At 50.3% G+C, this 15117-nt stretch carries 18 protein-coding genes and 1 riboswitch; of the genes, 9 read left to right on the top strand and 9 right to left on the bottom strand.

The window, feature by feature from the left end; all coding sequences use genetic code 11:
• From QF669_00955 to QF669_00915, 9 genes are all read left to right on the top strand, one after another.
• A partial coding sequence (locus tag QF669_00955) for an SDR family NAD(P)-dependent oxidoreductase (protein ID MDP6456013.1) occupies window positions 1-438 on the top strand: 438 nt, incomplete at its 5' end.
• Window positions 435-1322: a homocysteine S-methyltransferase family protein gene (locus QF669_00950; protein MDP6456012.1), complete on the top strand. Its 888-nt coding sequence runs from the start codon at window positions 435-437 to the stop codon at window positions 1320-1322. The genes QF669_00955 and QF669_00950, both read left to right, overlap by 4 nt.
• A gap of 40 nt (window positions 1323-1362) precedes the next feature.
• Window positions 1363-1788, top strand: a complete 426-nt coding sequence (locus QF669_00945) for a MarR family transcriptional regulator (GenBank protein MDP6456011.1) — start codon at window positions 1363-1365, stop codon at window positions 1786-1788.
• Window positions 1789-2155: 367 nt separating this feature from the next.
• The gene (locus QF669_00940) at window positions 2156-3448 is read left to right on the top strand and encodes a ribonuclease H-like domain-containing protein (GenBank protein MDP6456010.1); all 1293 of its coding nucleotides are present in this window, start codon (window positions 2156-2158) and stop codon (window positions 3446-3448) included.
• A complete protein-coding gene (locus QF669_00935) occupies window positions 3445-4281 on the top strand; it encodes a lysophospholipid acyltransferase family protein (protein ID MDP6456009.1) in 837 nt (278 codons plus the stop codon). The genes QF669_00940 and QF669_00935 overlap by 4 nt, the downstream gene beginning before the upstream one ends.
• Entirely contained in the window at window positions 4278-4952 is a 675-nt protein-coding gene (locus QF669_00930) for an SDR family NAD(P)-dependent oxidoreductase (GenBank protein ID MDP6456008.1), read from the top strand. Before QF669_00935 ends, QF669_00930 begins: the two co-directional genes overlap by 4 nt.
• Before the next feature lie 154 nt (window positions 4953-5106).
• Window positions 5107-5811 carry a haloacid dehalogenase-like hydrolase gene (locus tag QF669_00925; GenBank protein ID MDP6456007.1) on the top strand — a complete coding sequence of 235 codons (705 nt, stop codon included), beginning with the start codon at window positions 5107-5109 and terminating at the stop codon, window positions 5809-5811.
• A complete protein-coding gene (locus QF669_00920) occupies window positions 5811-6287 on the top strand; it encodes a hypothetical protein (GenBank protein MDP6456006.1) in 477 nt (158 codons plus the stop codon). Before QF669_00925 ends, QF669_00920 begins: the two co-directional genes overlap by 1 nt.
• Window positions 6275-6886 carry a redoxin domain-containing protein gene (locus QF669_00915; GenBank protein ID MDP6456005.1) on the top strand — a complete coding sequence of 204 codons (612 nt, stop codon included), beginning with the start codon at window positions 6275-6277 and terminating at the stop codon, window positions 6884-6886. Before QF669_00920 ends, QF669_00915 begins: the two co-directional genes overlap by 13 nt.
• A gap of 23 nt (window positions 6887-6909) precedes the next feature.
• Here the strand turns inward: QF669_00915 and QF669_00910 are convergent, their stop codons facing one another.
• The 9 genes from QF669_00910 to QF669_00870 form a co-directional block, all read right to left on the bottom strand.
• A complete protein-coding gene (locus QF669_00910) occupies window positions 6910-7320 on the bottom strand; it encodes a methyltransferase domain-containing protein (protein ID MDP6456004.1) in 411 nt (136 codons plus the stop codon).
• A gap of 89 nt (window positions 7321-7409) precedes the next feature.
• Window positions 7410-8924 (bottom strand): hypothetical protein, encoded by a 1515-nt coding sequence (locus tag QF669_00905; protein MDP6456003.1) that lies wholly within the window; start codon window positions 8922-8924, stop codon window positions 7410-7412.
• A complete protein-coding gene (locus QF669_00900) occupies window positions 8921-10180 on the bottom strand; it encodes a DUF4097 family beta strand repeat-containing protein (protein ID MDP6456002.1) in 1260 nt (419 codons plus the stop codon). The genes QF669_00905 and QF669_00900 overlap by 4 nt, the downstream gene beginning before the upstream one ends.
• The gene (locus tag QF669_00895) at window positions 10180-10428 is read right to left on the bottom strand and encodes a hypothetical protein (GenBank protein MDP6456001.1); all 249 of its coding nucleotides are present in this window, start codon (window positions 10426-10428) and stop codon (window positions 10180-10182) included. Before QF669_00895 ends, QF669_00900 begins: the two co-directional genes overlap by 1 nt.
• Before the next feature lie 149 nt (window positions 10429-10577).
• Window positions 10578-10721 (bottom strand): hypothetical protein, encoded by a 144-nt coding sequence (locus tag QF669_00890; protein MDP6456000.1) that lies wholly within the window; start codon window positions 10719-10721, stop codon window positions 10578-10580.
• A gap of 303 nt (window positions 10722-11024) precedes the next feature.
• Window positions 11025-11963, bottom strand: a complete 939-nt coding sequence (gene mdh / locus QF669_00885) for a malate dehydrogenase (protein MDP6455999.1) — start codon at window positions 11961-11963, stop codon at window positions 11025-11027.
• A 241-nt stretch (window positions 11964-12204) separates the two neighbouring features.
• A complete protein-coding gene (gene rpmA / locus QF669_00880) occupies window positions 12205-12456 on the bottom strand; it encodes a 50S ribosomal protein L27 (GenBank protein ID MDP6455998.1) in 252 nt (83 codons plus the stop codon).
• Window positions 12457-12459: 3 nt separating this feature from the next.
• Window positions 12460-12849: a 50S ribosomal protein L21 gene (rplU, locus tag QF669_00875; GenBank protein MDP6455997.1), complete on the bottom strand. Its 390-nt coding sequence runs from the start codon at window positions 12847-12849 to the stop codon at window positions 12460-12462.
• A gap of 63 nt (window positions 12850-12912) precedes the next feature.
• Window positions 12913-14439: an Rne/Rng family ribonuclease gene (locus QF669_00870; protein MDP6455996.1), complete on the bottom strand. Its 1527-nt coding sequence runs from the start codon at window positions 14437-14439 to the stop codon at window positions 12913-12915.
• 422 nt (window positions 14440-14861) lie between these two features.
• Window positions 14862-14938, top strand: a riboswitch (SAM riboswitch).
• Window positions 14939-15117: the final 179 nt, after the last annotated feature.

The following is a 15117-nucleotide window of genomic DNA, read 5'->3' as shown; positions in this document are numbered from 1 at the left end:
GCCGTGGAGTTTGTCAGGAATGTTCTGCCGCACATGAAGAGTCGGGAGAGCGGCTATATTCTGAACATCTCTTCCATGTCCGGACTCAAAGGATTGCCGACCTACGTTTCCTATGGCGCCAGCAAGTTTGCCCTCACCGGTTTTTCGGACGCACTGCGGCACGAAGTAAAAAAGTACGGCATTCAGGTGTCCGTGGCGGCGCCGCCGGGAGTACATACGCCCATGGTGGACGATCACCTGGAAAGTCACGCCGACTGGTTTCACAAGTTCAACATAATGGAGGTCGACAAGGTGGTGGACAGGCTCGTGGCGGGGATGAGGAGAGGCCGCTTCCTGATATTGATGTCGGCGGACACGAAGTTCATGTACGCCATGGTGCGGCACTTCCCGCGGGTTTTTACACGCCTCATGGTGTGGCTCTACGGGATGGAAAAGTGACTCTCAGTGAGCGGCTCGCGGACGGTCCGCCGCTGCTGATAGACGGTGCCATGGGGACGGAGTTGATCCGGCGCGGCATAGAGTCGTCCCTTCCTCTCTGGTCGGCGGCTGCGCTGGAGGAGAATCCGGCCGCCGTGCGCGAAATCCATCAACAATATGTTACGGCCGGCGCTGAGCTTATCATTACCGATACCTTCCGCACGACGCCGTGTACATTCATGAAGGTCACCGATGATGAGGATGAAGCTGAAGAACGGGCGAGGGAGGCGACTGGCCGGGCAGTAAGACTGGCGCGGGAAGCGGCAGGGAGCGACATCTTTGTGGCAGGCTCCATCGCACCGCTGGAAGACTGTTATTCACCTGAGCTCTATCCCGGTGATGAAACGGCTGAGAGGGAATTCGCCCAGATGGCAGACTGGTTTTCTGATGCGGGCGTCGATTTGATTCTTCTGGAGACAATGGGTCGTCTCGACGAATCCCGCGCCGCGCTAAGAGCGTGTCGTCGTGTGACACAGCCGTGCTGGATCAGCTATATCCTCGCCGATGAAAAGCGCCTCTTGGGCGGTGAAAGTCTGATGGATGGGGTAGCCCTTGCCGAACAATCGGGGGGGTCGGCCGTTCTCGTGAATTGCTCCAATCTGGAGTCGTCCGTCCATGCCGTTACCCATCTCCTCGCTTCCACCTCTTTGCCGGTGGGGCTGTATCCCAACCTCGGTAAGTCCATGCCGACGCCGGAAGGTCACATGGAAGAGGTCTATTCTGTAGCACAGTTCGCTGATCAGATGCGCCGCGCCCTCCATCTCGGTGTTAAGATTGTAGGCAGTTGCTGCGGCTCGACGCCGGAACATACTGAAAAGCTCAAAACGGTAATTGATGCCTTGTGAGAGAAGCTTCCTGATTATATATTACTTGTAGAATACAATCATGGAATTTGACGAACTCATTACAGAACTGACCCTCACCCTCAACGCCCTTCACAGAAAACAGATCTGTCAGGAAGGGCAGACTCTCTCCCAGTGTTTCATCCTCCTTTCCATCCCCGACGGCGGCATCGATATGTCGACGCTGGCGCAGAAGCTGGGTCTCGACAACAGTACCGTGACGCGGTTGATAGATAATCTCGAGAAGAGAGGAGTTCTAAAGAGAAAGCGGAGCCAGAGTGATCGTAGAGTGAACCGAGTGTTTCTGACTGATGCGGGAGAAGAAGTGCTGAGTCAACTCGAGTCGCGGAGCGCCGCGCTGAGTGAAAGAATCGAAAACCAGCTTTCAGATGAGGAACAGGAAGTGATCAGAGAGTCTCTGGAAGGAGTGCTCTGGAGCCTGTCGAAGGAGCTGTTGAGGCTGAGTTAAAACAATCATTGTAAGATACAAAGAGTTGGTTGATGATACATCTCGACCATGTGAAGAGGAGTTAGACACAGGAAAAGATGAGAGCTGAAACAGACAAGCGGTGGTGGGGCTGGGTCACATCACAGGCTGTTCGAAACTATTTGGATGATGTGTGGAGGATACCGAAGTTGCTTTAAGCCGCCTTCTCTCGTGGCGCGGTGAAATGGATCCGTACAGAATCTAGATTTCTGAGGTAATGCTGTAGCAGACTCAGGTGGAGACGGTCTTTCCGTATTACCGTTGCTGGATTGAGAGGCAGCCGACTATGCTTTCCGGAGGGCGAATCATAAACTGTTTGAACTGATGAAAGAGAGAGGGATGCCGTAAATTGCACCAGTTGAAGGATAAACTTCAGCAGCTCTCGCAAGAGAAATCGCCCCGCCGCCCGTCTCTGCGTGATACGCTTACTCGACTCTACCTCCGCCCGGGAACAAATCATAAACTTCATCCTGACGATTCCTTCTCCCGCGCCAGGCGCGCAATGCATGAATTTGTGAATGGAGAGTATGTCAACACACATTTTGGCGATGTCTTTATTGCTAAGGTTCGCTATCCGAAAGACTCTGCTCATGGCAATGTGCCGCTACTCTCACTGAGTGAGATTTCGGACAGGTGGCTTTCCCGTTGGGGAAAATTCCCGCAGCCGTCCCGTTTCGACTGGCGCAAGACCATCTTTGTCGATACGGAAACATCCGGTCTGGCTGGTGGCGGCGGCACCATTCCCTTCCTGATCGGTATCGGCTATTTCTACCGCAATCAATTTCGTATCGAGCAGTTCTTTGCCGACTCGCATGCCGTGGAAGAAGGGATGCTGGAGCTAGTGATAGAATTTGTCCGGCCGTTTGATACTGTCGTAACTTTTAACGGTAAGACTTTTGACATCCCACTGCTGGAGACGCGCTATATACTTAAACGGAAGCAAAGTCCCTTTACGGTACTGAATCACCTGGACCTACTCCACCCGAGCCGCCAGATGTGGGGGCTTACACTGGAAGACTGCAAGCTTCAGACGTTAGAGAGAAAGATACTCGGTTTCCGTCGTGATGACGATCTACCGGGTGAAGAGGTACCCTATGCCTATTTCAACTACATCAGACGGGGGAATCCTGATCCACTCTACAAAGTTTTTCGGCACAACGCTGATGATATTGCATCCTTGGCGGCCATTCTGTTTCGGCTGTGGGAGGCGATTAAGGCGTCAGAGGATGAGCAGACGCCACAGATTCATTTTTCGCGCGGAAAGATTCTGAACAGGCTGGGAGAGAAGAGGAGAGCCGTTGAATCCTTCAAGAGAGCAAGAGAAGGAGTATTATCTTCCAGCGGGAAACTTCAGGTGTCGTCGCATCTTTCCATGCTTCACAAATCGGAGGGGCGGTGGCGTGATGCGGAGGCGTTGTGGCTCGAGATGATTGAAGAACCGGCCCCTTTCCATCTGCTTCCGTATGTGGAACTCGCCAAATACTATGAGCACAAAACTAAGGATATGCGACGCGCCAAGAAGATCGTTGAGAGCTGTCTCGGTCGCATCCCGGAGCATAGGATGCGGGAGATCGATGAACTGAATAATCGCCTCAGCCGTCTTGTGCGAAAGATCGAAAAACGGGAGCTTTTAAAACTATGAACGCCTTGTATCTACTTATAGCTCTAACGCTCATTCTTGCCGGTATCGCCGCCATAATAATAAAGCGCGTAGAAATTCATTCGGAGAAGACTCCCGAGAGTGCCAGTGGCGAGTTGGGAATCGGACACACCATTGCCTCCATCTTCCTCTATCCTCTGGGGTTCCTCGCCTTTACCGTTGCCATGCTCATCCTGATTCCGACAGTCGTTCTATTCTCGCCAAGGAGAACCCATTGGATGGTCCGCCTGATGGCGAGATTCATTCTGCTCTCAATAGGCGTTGTAGTTAAAGTGCACGGCAAGGAGAAGCTGCGGCGCGATAAAGCTTTTGTCGTCATGTTCAATCACGAATCTATATTCGATGCCTTGCTCCTTGGAGCTGTTGCCTATCGCTATGTCACTGCCCTCGGCGCCGCCTATCAGTTCGAGCTTCCACTCTGGGGCCCGCTGTTGAAACGCTGGGGAATAATTCCGATTCCGCGCAAAAAACTGCAGGAGGCCATGCGTAGCATCGACATGGCGAAAGAGACACTACAAAAAGGTATTCCTGTCTACGTTTCTCCGGAGGGGACCCGCACCACGACCGGCAGAATCCGTGAGTTCAAGAAGGGTCCTTTTCATCTGGCTCGCGAAGCTGGAGCAGATATTTTACCGATGGTCTTTCACGGTGCCTTTGAGATCAAACGCAAGACTGATTGGCGGCTCAGGCCCGGAGTCATACGTATCGATGTGGGGGACTTTATTCTCCATGAAGACTACCAGCATATGTCCATGGAAGAACTTCAGGCACACGTGAGAGAACAGTTGAGGCGGATGAAAGGGGAGATTCCGTGAAACTGGATGAAATGATCTGTGTGGTGACGGGAGCGTCCGGCGCTACGGGTTCAGTCATTGTGGAGGTGCTGGGTGAAAAATGCCGGGCGGTAGTAGGTGTTACGAGGGGAGTCGAAGTGGATTGGCATAGCCTGGGCGGTAACCGCTTCGAAGTCACAGCGAACATCCTGAACCAGACAAGTGTCGGTTTTCTTGTTTCGGAAGTTCTCAGGCATCTTGACTCTTTTCACGTTTGGATCAATGTGGTGGGAGGGTTCAACATGGGAGGATCGGTTGAGGAGACAGAATCTGAAGATTGGCCCAAAATGTTTGATCTGAACTTCATATCGATGCTCAACTGTTGCAGGAAGACGTTGCCCGTCTTCAATGCGCAACAGTTTGGCTGCATCATAAACTTTGGCTCGGCGGTTGCTCTTAACGGTATGGCTCAGGCGGCGCCTTACGCGGTCAGCAAAGCGGCGGTGGTTAATCTGACGAAGACCATTGCCCTTGAGGGGAAGGAAAGCGGCATAACGGCTAACGTTATTGTGCCGATGATTATTGATACACCCGCAAACCGGAAAGCAATGCCCGAGGCCGACTTTTCCAAGTGGACGCCGCCGGTCGCCGTAGCGGATGCAATTGTTGAAATCGTTAAGTCAGGGCGCAGCGGTGGGGTCATCCGTGTATAGTACACAGTTGCGTTGGATTTCAGTTTGCCCCGACACTAAACTTTGCTCGTGAAAAAAGTTCTCGTTTCACTCGCTGAGGGGTTTCAAGAAATAGTCATGGGCGTGCTCACCGTACCCTGATCCTTAAATAATCTGGACGCATGTTTCAAAACAGATGAACGAATCGGTAAAGAGCAGGCTCATCCTCTTTGATATTGACGGCACCCTTTTGGATCCCGGTACCCTCGCCAGAGAATTGATGGACGAAGTGGTGACTGACGTCGTCGGTCAATCTCCGGAACTTCAGGTAACTGACGTGGCCGGCTTCACGGACCCTGTCATTATACGAACCGCCCTTACGAAACTTGGACGGACTGACGGGGAGATCAGTGCAATAGTAGATGACATTCTCCATCAATATCTGCAGCGGCTGCGAAAGAAGTATCCGGAGTACGAAAAGCCTCGTCTCTACGATGATGCCATGCCGTTGGTGACAGCGTGTAAGTCCCGCGGGTGGTGTGTCGGTCTGCTTTCAGGGAATATTCGCGAGGCGGCAGAAGTAAAGCTGAAGCGGTTCGGCATCTGGAAGGAGTTCGCTTTTGGCGTCTTCGGGGACGATGCGGTTTCTCGTGATGATTTGCTGTGGGTGGCGCGTGAGCATGCCTGGGACACTCTGGCGCAGGCTTATACCTATGACAGGATGGTTCTGGTGGGGGATACGCCCAACGATGCCAGAATCGCAGATGAAAACGGCGTGAGTTCGCTTATTGTCTGCCGCAGACCAGAGTGGAAGAGGAAGATTGAGGAGCATAATCCCACCTGGCTGGTGAATTCATTTGATAATGTTGGGAAAATCATAGAGTGGTTTGAGGAGGAGTAATGTACGACATTTATGTAATTCTTCATTTTGTTCTGATGCTTGTCTGGGTTGCTTTTGCTATTACTCTCGATTTCAGATTCCTCAGAGGTTTCAATATGTGTTCGAACGAAGAGAGGGTATCTCTAATGAGAAACGTCCGCGCCTTATCGGACAGGACGGAAATGCCCGCTTCCACATTCCTACCGCTGCTGGGTATACTGATGCTCATCGAAAACAGTTTCCGGCTTCGAGTACCTGTGATGCACGGCAAGATTTTGTTGGCTCTCATTGCTATCGGACTCTATCATGCCGCAAGAGGAACATCCAAAAGAATGATGATAGCTCTCGAGGTCGGTGATGCTGTTGACCGTCTCGCCAAACGATATATGATCTTTAGGCTCGCCGTGCTTGTTCTGCTTGTATCGATGTCCGCCATGATTATTTCATCCAAAGGGGAAATAAGTGCCTTCTTCCTGATTCGTTCATGGTTCAATTAGTTCTGCTGTCCGCGTTGCTCACGGTGTCATCGATGGCTGACTCGGTTGTGCAAAATGAGCATGAATATTCCAGTATCCGCATTTCCTCCCATCCGGCTATCAAAGAACTGATCAATTTCCCAGTTACGACGCCCCAGGGAGCGAAAACAGGAGTTCTAGACAAGTACGAAAAGAGCGGATACCCAGATGTTCTGATCATCTCGTTCATGGCGGCGTGGTGCAAGAATTGCCACTACGAAGCGCCTTATGTAGAAAGTATCTACCGCGAGTGGCATGACCGGGGTCTTGAGATGACTATGGTGGCTGAATATTCACCGAAAGACAAATGGCGAGATGGTTTCGTCAAGAAGCATCATTTGACCATTCCGTACGTCTACGGAGAGATTCCCGCAAAAGTGAAAGCATTGCGTGAGACGACGACCCACTACAGACTGCGGAAACTGCTTGATGACAAAAGAGGATGGGGAACACCCTTCCATATACTGATAGTGTGTGGTAATAAGGATTCCGTCTATTTTGTGACCGGTGAATTTATGGTTGAAGAGTTGGAGAAGTTTCTCTCAGAAAACCTCAGATCACCCCATTCCGGCGACAGATAATTCCCATCATCGCCTGTGCTCGATTATTCACTTTCAGTGAAGATCAGTAGGAACTGCCTGTCGAGGAATTCGTGATCGGCCTGCAGGGCGAAACCGGCCGCTTCCAGTTCATCGATGACAGTCTCCCTTAGAGTCCAGTGACCGAGCAGCTTTATGAGCCAGTTTCTATTGTCAAAATCTATGATGGCGACTCTCCCCTCGTTACGTAGTGCCTTCCTGATGTTGTGAAAATAGATGCTCCGATTTTGCATATGATGGTAGGTGTTGCAGGTGAATATAAGGTCGATTTCACCAGTTGGGAGCAAGGGATCATTGTATTCAGCCAGCACAGCCCGTACAGCGTCATATCCTCGGTCATCAATTGCCATGTCGCTTACAAAACCTATCATCTCGCTGTCCACATCTACAGCGTAGACCGTTCCTTCGTTCTTCACCGCCCTCAAGATCGAGTGCTTCGATCACTTCCGCCGAAATCATCGACATGAAGAGAGCAATCGTCAAGACTACTTGTCTCACGAATCCCTCAGAAGTTCATATTGAACCGCAAGGTTGTCTGCCACGTATCCCTACCATCCAGCGGCCGGGCGATATTGAAGCGCCAATCCATATCTTCGCCTCCGATTCCCACACCGATAGCGGTAACTGCATCTGCGCTTATAGTATTGAAATCTGTGAATCCATGATCTATGTGCATCCAGGCGTGACCGACATCAGTGAAAAGGGCGATAAACCAGTCGTCGTCCAGAAAGTCTGGCAGGAAGACAAGTTCTACATTCATCTGAATCATCCTGTCACCGGTCTGGCTTTTGTAGGGATTAGCCGCCACAGATCCCAGTCCGCCGATGCCGAAGTAGCGATATTCAGGCAGCTCCCCTGCCGCGGTTCCTCCCAGAAAGCGTGAGCGGATGACAATGCCTCCGGCAAGCTCCAGATTGGCACTCAACATGGCCGTTGTGCGGCTGAATGCGTCGCTGGTGTCGGTGTCAACTACCTTTTCACCCGTCAGCAGCAGACCGGCCCCGGAGGAGAGAGCATCGAAGCCTCGACTTCTTACAGCGATAGTTCCGGCAAAGCTGCTGATGTAGTCCGAGGGGATGCTCATATTAGGCCGGAAAGGACGATCTTCATGGAAGACTTTCCACAGTCGCTTGCTTACTGAGATAGAGTCAACCTCCGCGGCACGGTATTCTCCCTTAAGGCGCAGCCAGCCGAGATCAAGCCCCGCGCCGGCCTCGTACCCTTCTTCGTTCCAGCGGTCGTAGAAGTCCTGACGGGCAAATAAAGCAGCCAGTGAGTTTTCACTTGAAGGTAAACGAAAACTGTCGTCGGTACGGCTTTCTCTGAATGCGCTGGCGAACAGGATGAAATTCCGCTCTTTGAGAAAAGCCTTGTCGAGCGTCAGTCTGCCGGCCGGCTGGCGTTGCCCAAAGCGGTACCCCAGAGAGATGCTCAACCGGAATGACGACCGTCCGCGACCGTCCCAGCGCCAGTTAATGGGCGTAAACAGGAATCCCTCATTGCGGTTGTAGATGAACCAGCTGACATCAGGATGAATCAGAGTGGTGTGCTGCCTGAATTGTTCTCTATGTTTCTCAAAATGATAGTCGGATTTTTCGTCTCCCTTCAGAGGTTCCTCGGAAATATTGATCCCCTCCCTGATGTTAGCCTCCACCACCTTCCCTGTGACAACGGCACCATCCTTTTTGTGGATGGTTCCTCCGATGGTAACAATTCTACCGTTGACCACTGCCGTCGATTCCAACATAACATCACCACCCACCACGACGATTTGTCCCTCCACGGTGCCGGCAACAAATAGATCTCCTGCAAAGATTCGTATGTTGTCATACGATTTCTCTCCCAGGCCGATAGTGTAGTCACCGAAGAATTTTGTCTCCTCCGATGCTGTGTGGAACTGGTCAATCGGTTCGATGGCCTCCATAGCCACCGAGTCAGTTGACGTGGTGTCAACCTCTTGTCCCGCTGTTCGCGATATGATCAGGAGTGTCAGAGAAAAAAACCGGATGATCTTATTCACCTGTTCTCCTGCCTTGAAATGGTGATACCGCCAACGGACGTCTCCAACCGCACATCAAACGCTCCGTTTCCGTTTGTGCCACTGGCTCTGGCGACACTTTTGGATGCCGTGATTTCAAGCGGGAAATCGCTCACGATAGCGTTGCCCGGTTTACCACTTGGGGAAATTGTACGTAGTGAGAAGGAGGCGGAAAAGTCTCGTGGCAGAGTCAAGTCTATTTCCCCGGCCGACGTTTTCAGATCGATCTCGTGATCGTCCAATTCACGCTCCCACACCTTTTTCACAATAATATCGCCTGCGGATGTTCTGGCATCGAGCGCTCCCAGTATTCGCTCTGCCCTTACCGATCCTCCTGACGTCCAGACCTTCACGGCGCCTCTTATCTCCTTCATATCGATGTCGCCTCCGGAGGTTGACGCTTCTATGTCGCCGTCTATCTGTTCCATTTCAACATTGCCGCCGGACGTGTGAAGGTCGATCGTCGTGTTGGCAGTCAGATCGGTCGCTGTGATATCACCGCCGGATGTTGTGGCGGAAATTTCCCGCCCTACAAGATCGGCCAGATCGATGTCGCCCCCGGACGTTGAGACGAGAACGGCGCCTTGAGTATTCTCAACAGATATGTCACCTCCCGATGTGGTAGCGTTCAGTTCACCGCTAATTTCTGCCATATCGATAAAACCGCCTGACGTGACGACGACGATCCTTCCGCCTAAATCTTCACAGTCGATATCACCGCCGGATGTTTTGCCGAAAATCTTTCCGGAAAGATGGGTCAGTTCCAGATCTCCGCCAGAAGTAGAAATGTCTATCTCTCCCTGTAAATTTTCCACCGTGATATCGCCGCTCCTCGTTCTCGCCTGCACAGAAAAGATTTCAGGGAGGGTGGCAACATAATCAAATGAGAGTGACCGGGTTCGGCGGTCCCTTCCTGTAATCTTGATCGATAGTGACGCGCCCTCACCCGAAGTCTGTCTTACGGTTGCTTTCACATCGTCTGCTATTTTCCTTGCCCGCTCTTCGGACTTAGTTCGGATGGTGATGATTTCAGAAATCTCGGCCCTCATGGCTGAAGTGCCCGTGATAGTAATGTCGCCGCGCACGTTATCGATGATCAGTTGTCCGGGGCCAGCGGCATCAAAAGTGTAGCTGGAAGTCGCCACGTATCGGTTGAACGCTTCCCTTCTGATTTCCTGTCCACTTAAGGGAAAGAGAATGGCGATGAGGAATAACACTCTGGTACCGCGGTAAACCACTACTCAAGTCTCTCATCGATTTGGCCGCGGAGGAGCAGGCGCTGTGCCTCGAGGAACGACTTTGATGGCTCCTTCCCAGGGATCAGATCGGCGGCATCCACGGTCTTCCGAACTTCCTCCACGTAGCTGCGCAACTCGGCAGAATCCGCCATAGCTCCCTTGATAGAGTCCTCTTCCTTATGAGAAAGTGTGTTCAAAATGTAGAACACCGCCTGTTCCCTCAAGTAAAGTGACAGTTTTTCAGGCATAATGATACTCTCCCAGTTCATTGTGCAGTTTCTCTACCGCTCTAAAGAGGTACTTCTTGACAGTCCCCTCTGTGCAGCCGAGCCAGTGCTGCGATATCTTTTATCTTCACGCTCTCCATATGTTTAAGGACGAGCACTGTCCGCTGACGCTACGGCAGAGAGCCAACTGCTTTCACGATAGTTTCCTGTACTTCCTGTGAACTTTCATACCGTTCGTCTCCGGCAGCAGGAATCCTTTCAATAGAGTCATCACTATTGTCTTCCAAGGGATCGGTGTGCCGATGTTTCGTCATTTTACGCTTGAGATTGAAGACCGTATTGACTGTTTCGCGATACATTAACTGGCGAGGTCACAATCTGTTAGACCCTGAGGAAATCAAAAAGTTGTTCTGCCCGCATAGAGTTTTCTCACTGTTAGGGAACGACTGTTTTTCCCTCAACGGGAAAGTTAAGGGAATGCAAGGAAAGTCAAAAGAACTGAAGGGTGTGAGACAGCCGTGGCTAATAAAGGTATAACTTAAGTGCTAAGAGACCGATCTATCGCAGATTGCGGAAGATAGATAATCGCACCTTATACTGTCCAATGTCGTAGAAGACTACAGACCTGTTTCAGCCACCGTATTCTTGACTACTTCCATGGTCTCCCCGAGCATCCGTTTCTCTTCCTTAGAAAGGTCGACCTCCAGAATCTTCTCAATTCCGCCGGCTCCTATGACCGCCGGGACTCCAATGAAGTAACCTTCAATCCCGTATTCTCCTTCACAGAGGGCAGCAGATGGAATAACACGCTTTTTATCTCTCAGGTAAGCTTCTGTCATCTCCATAATGGCTGCCGAAGGACTAAAGAAAGCGCTGCCGTTGCCATAGAGCTTCACCAGTTCTGTCCCCGCCTGTTGGACCCGTTTAACAATCGAATCAATCTTCTCCTGGGGGAGCAGGTCTATAAGGGGGACACCACCTACAGTGGCAAGACGGGTCAGAGGTATCATCGTGGGGCCGTGACCGCCCATGACGACGCACGATACATCCTGCACGGAGAGCCCGGTCTCCATGGCGATGAAGGTACGAAAGCGGGCATTATCAAGAGCGCCAGCCATCCCCACCACACGGTTCTTGGGGAAACCGCTCACTTTGTAAAATGAGTATACGATAGCGTCGAGCGGATTTGACACAACGATGACGAATGCATCAGGAGCGTACTTTTTTGCATTATTTGCGACACGGGTAATGATTTTCAGGTTAACGTCAAGCAGATCTTCCCGTGTCATGCCAGGCTTCCTCGGCACACCTGCTGTGATAATAATGACATCCGCTCCTTCGAGATTCGAATAGTCGCTTGTGCCTTCCAGGTTTACATCGTACCCATCGTGGGGCCGTGCTTGCATGATGTCCAAGGCTTTCCCCTTAACTGTCCCCTCAACTTCCGGGATGTCTATAATCACAACATCGCCCAGCTCCTTCTGGGTAGCAATGAGGGCGAGGATACCGCCGATCTGACCACCACCAACGAGTGCTATTTTTTTTCTAGCCACAATCAGTCTCCTTTCATTAAAATGAGATTTATTCTGTTGAGATTCATAACAATCTAGATTATCAATATGTTACAGTAGATAGGTCACTTCTGGGAGCAACTCACACTAAATTTAACCCCATAAGGGTCAATATAGAAGAGGTATCTGTGCTGAAAAAGAAATCCCGCCCATTTATTTGAGAAGCATGAGGGTGGGTGGAGGGTCTGCTCCTCTCTGGTGCGGGATTAAATCTTAACTGACGACTTTATGCAAAAATACTGACTGTTTTTTTGTTTCTCCCTTTGTGCCCGAACTTAACAACGCCATCTGCTTTGGCAAAAAGTGTGTCGTCGCCGCCTATGCCGACATTAATGCCTGGATGAATCCTTGTCCCCCGCTGTCGGATAATGATGGAACCGGCTGTCACAAACTGGCCGTCGGTCGCTTTGATACCCAGACGTTTTGAATTGCTGTCGCGTCCATTCTTAGAGCTGCCCATGCCTTTCTTGTGCGCCATTCTTTACTCTCCTGCGGGTGCTTTTTCTTTCTTGACTGCTGATTTCTTCTTTGCCGCGGCCGGCTTCGCCTTTGATGCCGCTTTCTTCCTGATATCATCTACGCGTACGATTGAGAACTCTTGTCGATGTGTGTTCTTCACTCTGTAACCCTTGCGGCGTTTTTTCTTGAAAACGGGAATCTTTCCTGTCCGGCCGTGCTCGACTGCTGTCGCTTGAACGGAAAATCCCTTTACAAAAGGTGTACCGATCTTTATCTCTTTCCCGTCGTCGACGAAAAGAACTTCGTCGTAGACAATTTTTTTGCCCGGATCCAGAGCTGTACGGGGAACCCTCAGTTCATCCCCCTTTCGGACTTTGAACTGTTCCCCGGCTATGTTAACGATTGCGTACATGTTTTCGTAACTCGAGTATGAATAAGCCTACGAAATTATCTTTAGATGACTATATTTGTCAAGTTATACTTGATCGGTAATTTCGACGCCTTTTTTCTTGGAGAAGAAGCGGAATCTATCTGGTGGTAGAGATTCATCCGCTTCGATATCGATATGAACGAAGTTCTGCCACATGAACTTTCGGATTACGTCTTTCCTCAATTCTTTAAGATATTCTGCCAAAGATGGGTGGATATACAGTTGCAGTCTCAGTTCACGATTCTTCTGGCGAAAACTGCGCAACCAGTTGTCGATTCTTGTGATAACAGCATCCTTGGATGCAATGCGACCGGAGCCGCGGCAAGTAGGACACTTATCGCTGAGGGTATCAAGGAGTGAAAGCCTGATACGCTGGCGGGTCATCTCCAGCAGCCCGAAATCACTGATGGGCGAAACAGCGAACTTCGCACGATCTTTGCGCAGTTCTTTGCGCAGCTCGTTATATACCTTTTTCTTGTTTTTCTCTTCTTGCATGTCGATAAAATCGATGACAATAAGACCACCGATATCCCGCAGCCTGAGCTGTTGTGCGATCCCGCGCGCCGCCTCGAGATTGATCTTCAGCGAATTTGTTTCATGGTTGCTCTTGCCGATAAAACGGCCGCTGTTGACATCCGCCACTACCATAGCTTCCGTGTGTTCGATTATAAGGTAGGCGCCGCTCTTCAGCCAGACACGGCTCCTCGTCGACTTCTCGATCTGGTCATCTAGACCTGCCTTGCTGAATAGAGGTACGCGTCCTCGATAGAGTTCCAGCTTTGAAACGAGACCGGGCGAAACGTTCTGCAGATAGCTCTGGAAGCGGCGATAAAGTTTGCGGGAGTCAAATAGCATTTTAATCAAGTCAGAAGTGAGAATATCCCGTATCACTGTCGATACGGTCTCAACATCTTCATGAACCAGCGATGGAGATTGCATGTGGTTGGCCTTGTTCTCCATGGCGTTCCAATTCTTTATCAGCTGATCGACTTCCTTCTTTATCAGCTTTTCGCTGGTCCCTTCCGCCTCGGTGCGGACAATGATTCCCATCCCTTTTGGAACAATCCCCTTGACGATTTTTCGTAGACGCCGTTTCTCATATTTGTCCCAAATTTTCTTTGAGATACCTATAAAGCTGGCGTTAGGAACTATTACAACCAGGTGACCTGGAATCGCGAAGCTGGTAGTGACTCTCGGACCTTTGCCAGAAAAAGGTTCCTTGATCACCTGAACGAGGATATCCTGCCCGGATTTCAGATCGACGTTGATCTCTTTTGGAGGAATCTGCTTTCTATTCTTGCCCTCATCTTCTTCCTCAGACGTAGATGCATCCTTGAGGTATTCAGGATTGCTAATCTCAGAGAACGGCAAGAACGCATTTATGTCAAAGCCGATATCTACAAAAGCAGCCTGCATTCCCGGGATGACATTTTCCACCTGTCCTTTGTAGATATTGCCTACCATTCCCTGCTCGTTTGGTTTCTCGATGTATAACTCAACCAGGGTATTGTCTTCTGTGACAGCTATTCTTCTCTCGCTTGCTGTCTCACTCACGTAGATCTCTTTATCCATCTATAAGTACCACCTTCAGTCTTTGACCATTAGCGCTCTTAATGGCGTTACAGCCTCAGGCTTTAATCTGTTGACGCTAGGTCGATGGGATACAAAACATTCGTGAATCCGCAACGGAAACATTTTGCCTGTATCTTGCCATTACTATAGTCTCCTCTCAGGGAGCCACTATCTAGGGGAGAACCGAGGAAGGATGAATAAGAAAATCTTTGTCTATCTTATTTACCGTTTTCCGGTAGCAAATCTAGATATTTTGTCAAAAAAACCTTGCTGGGATCCTTGTCGATCTACCCTATTTGGATAAAGATACAGTACAATCGGCAACTTGCCAAGGATTATGTCAATTTTCTATCGGTGGGGTTGAATGTGGTATCTAAGTTTTACAACAAAAAAAGTGTTTCAGTTAGTCAAACTTATTCTTAAAATTGTTGAGTCGTAATTTGCGCCCTATTGCCGCGACGCTAAAGAAAGGTGCTAAAAAGGTCGAGAGCCCCGAGAAGCACCGGGGCTTTTTTGTTATGAAAACGATACAGGAAATAGCGAAAGAACGGATACTTCTCATTGATGGTGCCATGGGGACCATGCTTCAGGCTTATCAGCTTGAAGAGGCCGATTTCCGTGGTGACCGGTTCAAAGATCACCCTTCTGATTTGAAAGGAAATAACGATCTGTTAAGCC

It is taken from the genome of Candidatus Neomarinimicrobiota bacterium, from assembly GCA_030743815.1.
Classification (GTDB): domain Bacteria; phylum Fidelibacterota; class Marinisomatia; order Marinisomatales; family S15-B10; genus UBA2146.
This window is presented reverse-complemented; position numbering and strand designations above follow the sequence as displayed.

Bases quoted from the DNA above. Each gene is read 5' to 3' on its own strand.
- QF669_00945 (MDP6456011.1), top strand. From the start codon at position 1,363: ATGGAATTTGACGAACTCATTACAGAACTGACCCTCACCCTCAACGCC.
- QF669_00935 (MDP6456009.1), top strand. From the start codon at position 3,445: ATGAACGCCTTGTATCTACTTATAGCTCTAACGCTCATTCTTGCCGGT.
- QF669_00925 (MDP6456007.1), top strand. From the start codon at position 5,107: ATGAACGAATCGGTAAAGAGCAGGCTCATCCTCTTTGATATTGACGGC.
- QF669_00920 (MDP6456006.1), top strand. From the start codon at position 5,811: ATGTACGACATTTATGTAATTCTTCATTTTGTTCTGATGCTTGTCTGG.
- QF669_00915 (MDP6456005.1), top strand. From the start codon at position 6,275: ATGGTTCAATTAGTTCTGCTGTCCGCGTTGCTCACGGTGTCATCGATG.
- QF669_00895 (MDP6456001.1), bottom strand. From the start codon at position 10,428: ATGCCTGAAAAACTGTCACTTTACTTGAGGGAACAGGCGGTGTTCTAC.
- QF669_00890 (MDP6456000.1), bottom strand. From the start codon at position 10,721: ATGACGAAACATCGGCACACCGATCCCTTGGAAGACAATAGTGATGAC.
- rpmA (MDP6455998.1), bottom strand. From the start codon at position 12,456: ATGGCGCACAAGAAAGGCATGGGCAGCTCTAAGAATGGACGCGACAGC.
- rplU (MDP6455997.1), bottom strand. From the start codon at position 12,849: ATGTACGCAATCGTTAACATAGCCGGGGAACAGTTCAAAGTCCGAAAG.
- QF669_00870 (MDP6455996.1), bottom strand. From the start codon at position 14,439: ATGGATAAAGAGATCTACGTGAGTGAGACAGCAAGCGAGAGAAGAATA.